The sequence below is a fragment of the Streptomyces coryli genome (genome assembly GCF_011044975.1).
Classification (GTDB): Bacteria; Actinomycetota; Actinomycetes; order Streptomycetales; family Streptomycetaceae; genus Streptomyces; species Streptomyces coryli.
In genome coordinates, this window is sequence record NZ_JAAKZV010000423.1 from 1 (window position 1) to 3,850 (window position 3,850).

The window sequence follows — 3,850 nt, forward strand, 5'->3', positions numbered from 1 at the left end:
GCGTAACTGGAAGTCCGCCCCCACCCCCCGTCCGGACAAGATGCGCGAATGGTGGCGCGAGCACCCGCTCGCCTCGGTGATCCTGCCCACCGGTAAGAGCTTTGATGTCGTAGATGTCCCGGAAACCGCCGGTTGTCTGGCGCTCGCCCGCCTGGAGCGCTCCGACGTCCCGCTCGGCCCGGTCGCGGCCACCCCGCAGCGCCGGATGCTCTTCTTCGTCCTCCCGGGCGCGACCGCGAAGCTGGCCGACCTCGTCCGCAAGCAGGGTTACGTGCCGTCCGCCCTCGACCTGCAGGTGCACGGCGAGGGCGGCTTCATCCCGGCCCCGCCGACCCGGCTCGGCGGCCTGGGCAGCGTGCAGTGGGCCCGTCGGCCCACGGTTGCGAACTCCTGGCTGCCCGACCTGGAGGCGGTCATCTCCCCGCTGGCGTACGCGTGCGGGCGCGAGCGGCGGATGCGCTGACCCCGTAATCCCGGATGTCCGCCGCTTAGGCTGGCGGCATGCGGGATCTGAACGAACCGGCCCCCGACGCCGCCGCGGTGCGGATCGAGGGGCTGTGGAAGCGTTTCGGCGAGCAGGTCGCGGTGGGCGGCATCGACCTCGAGCTGCCCGCCGGTCGCTTCATCGGTCTGGTCGGACCCAACGGCGCGGGCAAGACCACGACCCTGTCCATGGTCACCGGGCTGCTCAGGCCCGACGACGGCCGGGTGGAGATCGGCGGCGCGGACGTATGGCGGGACCCGGTCGCGGTGAAGCCGCGGATCGGGGTGCTGCCCGAGGGACTGCGCCTCTTCGAGCGGCTCACCGGCCGCGAACTCCTCGGCTACACCGGCCGGCTGCGCGGCCTTCCGGGCGACGAGGTGGACCAGCGGGCCGGCCAGCTCCTGGACGTACTCGACCTCTCCGGGGCCCAGCACAAGCTGGTCATCGACTACTCGACCGGCATGCGCAAGAAGATCGGCCTGGCCGCGGCGCTGCTGCACAATCCCGAAGTCCTCTTCCTGGACGAGCCGTTCGAGGGCGTCGACCCGGTCTCGGCGCAGACCATCCGCGGCGTCCTGGAGCGCTACACCGCCTCCGGCGCCACCGTCGTCTTCTCCAGCCATGTGATGGAGCTGGTGGAGTCGCTGTGCGACTGGGTCGCGGTGATGGCGGCGGGGCGGATCCGGGCGCACGGCCCGCTGGCCGAGGTGCGCGGCGAGGCGGCGAGCCTGCAGGCCGCGTTCCTGGAGCTGGTCGGGGCGGGCGAGCGGAATCCGGCCGCGCATCTCGACTGGCTGGGCGGACCGGCTCGATGACCGCTGCCGCCGCCCTGCGCCGACCGCCGCCCCCGCGCCGCCTTCATCATCTCGGCCGTGCTCGCGCTGCTCCTCGCCGCGCTGCAGCTGTTCGGCCTGGTCCTGCTCCGCGGCTACGACCATGTCGGCGCGCTCGCGGTGCTGCTGGCCGCGGTGCTGGCGCTGGGCTGGGCGTTCTTCCCGCTGTTCTTCCCGGGCGGCGACGAGACCCTGGACCCGACGCGGCTGGCGATGCTGCCGCTGCGCCCGCGCCCGCTGGTGGTGGCGCTGCTGGCGGCCTCACTCGTCGGTACGGGCCCGCTCTTCACCCTCACCCTGGCCGCGGGTTCGGTGATCGCGGCCGGTACCGGCCCGGCCGCGGCCGTCGTCGCCGTCCCGGCCGCCGTGCTGCTGGTACTGACCTGCGTGGCCCTCGCCCGCGCCGTGGCCACCGCCAACATCCGCCTGCTCACCAGCCGTAAAGGCCGCGACCTGGCGCTGCTCAGCGGCCTGGTGGTGGCGATCGGCGTCCAGCTGGTGAACCTCGGCGCCCGCCGGCTGGCCGGCGACGGCCGCGGCCTCGCCGACCTGGAGCCGGCCGCCGACGTGCTCCGCTGGATCCCGCCCGCCTCGGCGGTCGACGCGGTACGGGCCGCGGCCGCCGGTGACGCGCTGCGGGCGGCGGTGGGGCTGGGGCTGTCGGCGGCCGCGCTGGCGGGGCTGCTGTGGTGGTGGCAGCGCACGCTGACCCGGCTGATGACCTCGCCGGACGCCTCGACGGTGCAGTCGGCGGAGCGCCGGCGCCGGAACCGTAACCGCGGGCACGGCCTGCTCCCGGCGGGCCGGGTGGGCACGGTCGCGCAGCGCTCGCTGCGCTACGCGTGGCGGGAGCCGAAGACGAAGGCGGCCTGGGCGTCGTCGATCGGCATCGGCCTGCTCATCCCGGTGATCGTGCTCGCGCAGGGCGGCGGCAGCGTCTATCTGGCGTGTGCGGCGGCGGGGATGCTCGGCTTCCAGATGTACAACCAGTTCGGCCAGGACTCGTCGGCCTTCTGGATGGTGGCGGCCACCATCTCCGACCGCGCCGACGCGCACCGCGAACTGCGCGGCCGCACGCTGGCGGTGGCGCTGGTGGCGGTGCCGTACGTGATCGTGGCGGCGCTCTTCTCGGCCGCCCTGTTCGCCGGCTGGAGCGAGCTGCCGCAGGCGCTGGGCATCTCCCTCGCCCTGCTCGGCGCCCTGATCGCGACCGGCGCGGTGACGTCGGTGCGCTTCCCGTACTCGATCCCGCAGGACAGCGGCTTCAAGAACGTGGCGCCCGGGCAGTCAGGACTCGCCTGGATCAGCCTGCTGGTGGGCCTGATCGTCGGCGCGGTGCTCTGCGCCCCGGCGCTGGCGGCGCTGATCTGGCTGCAGCTCGCCGACGGCGGCGCGGCATGGCGCTGGCTGCTGCTGCCGCTCGGCGCGGTGTACGGCGCGGCGGTGGCGGAGGCCGGGCTGCGGGTGGCGGCGCCGCTTCTGGTGCGGCGGCTGCCGGAGGTGCTCACGGCGGTGAGCAAGGGGTGACGAGGCCGCGCCCGGGACGGGGCGCGGCCGCGACACGTTCGGGGGCGAGCCTGCTCAGTAGCCCCAGGTGCCGTCGCCGCCGCCCCAGCGGTGGTGCTCGCAGTACGGCACGTAGTCGACGTTCTTCACGTAACGGGCCGCGATGAAGCCGTGCCGGCTCGGGTCGTCGTGCTTCCTGACCTTGAACCAGATGCCGTTGCCCGCGACATCCTGGCCGGCGACCTTGCACACGATGTTGGCGATGTGGCTGCGCCCGTAGCGCCCGATCTTCTCCGAGTTCAGGCTCGGCCTGGCCCGCACGGCAATGCCGTTGTAGCCGGTCACCACGCCCCGGGCCTCATCACTCCAGGTCTTCATGCCCTCCGGCGCGGCGGCGGGCGCGGCCATGACGGGCGTGGCGGCGAGGGCGCCGAACGCGATCGCGCCGGCGGCCACGGCTGCCGTCGTCCTTGTTCTCTTCAGCACTGCTTGCCCCTTGACAGTCGTATCCGACGGCGAGGCACGTCACCTCGTCCGTTTCGTATGACTATCTTCCTTAATGACCGGATAGGTACTGCCTGCCGAAGCGATAGTTCCCTCGATCGGCACAGCGGATGTCATGCGTCCGGCGGCAGGGGCGGCTCGTGACGGGTGGTCCGCGACGGGCCGGGCAGCGCCCTTCGGCATGGGCGAATGGGTGATCGGATGGGTGATCGGCCGGGACCGCCCGCGCCGTCCACCGACCGTCGCGCGGCGGCTCACCGCTGAAGAGTTCGTTCCTCGGTCACGTCGTGTTGTCAGTGGCTCGTTGCACACTGGCTGGGTAGGCCTTGGTGTGGAGGGAGGGGTCGGCGATGCATGGGGTGTGGGAAGAGCAGGCTGTCTCGCATGTGTCGGGGATCTGTTTCAAGACCGGGCCGCCGCGGCGGACCGGGGTTGAGCTGGAGTGGCTGGTCAGGGATCGCGGGGAGCCGGGGGCGGTGGTCGCGCCCGAGCGGCTGGCGCGGGCGCTGGAGCCGCTCGGGGG

The 3,850-nt window shown here is 73.3% G+C and carries 4 protein-coding genes; 3 read left to right on the forward strand and 1 reads right to left on the reverse strand.

Annotation, left to right across the window (positions count from 1 at the left end; genetic code table 11):
* From G5C51_RS40490 to G5C51_RS40500, 3 genes are all read left to right on the forward strand, one after another.
* Positions 1 to 463 (forward strand): bifunctional DNA primase/polymerase (locus G5C51_RS40490; protein ID WP_165245713.1); only part of this gene is annotated, 463 nt, incomplete at its 5' end.
* A gap of 38 nt (positions 464 to 501) precedes the next feature.
* Positions 502 to 1,299 carry an ABC transporter ATP-binding protein gene (locus tag G5C51_RS40495; protein WP_165245715.1) on the forward strand — a complete coding sequence of 266 codons (798 nt, stop codon included), beginning with the start codon at positions 502 to 504 and terminating at the stop codon, positions 1,297 to 1,299.
* Between the two features lie 57 nt (positions 1,300 to 1,356).
* Positions 1,357 to 2,844, forward strand: a complete 1,488-nt coding sequence (locus tag G5C51_RS40500; RefSeq protein ID WP_165245717.1) for a transporter — start codon at positions 1,357 to 1,359, stop codon at positions 2,842 to 2,844.
* Between the two features lie 54 nt (positions 2,845 to 2,898).
* Here G5C51_RS40500 and G5C51_RS40505 read toward each other — a convergent pair whose 3' ends face one another.
* Positions 2,899 to 3,309 (reverse strand): SH3 domain-containing protein, encoded by a 411-nt coding sequence (locus G5C51_RS40505; protein ID WP_165245719.1) that lies wholly within the window; start codon positions 3,307 to 3,309, stop codon positions 2,899 to 2,901.
* Positions 3,310 to 3,850: the final 541 nt, after the last annotated feature.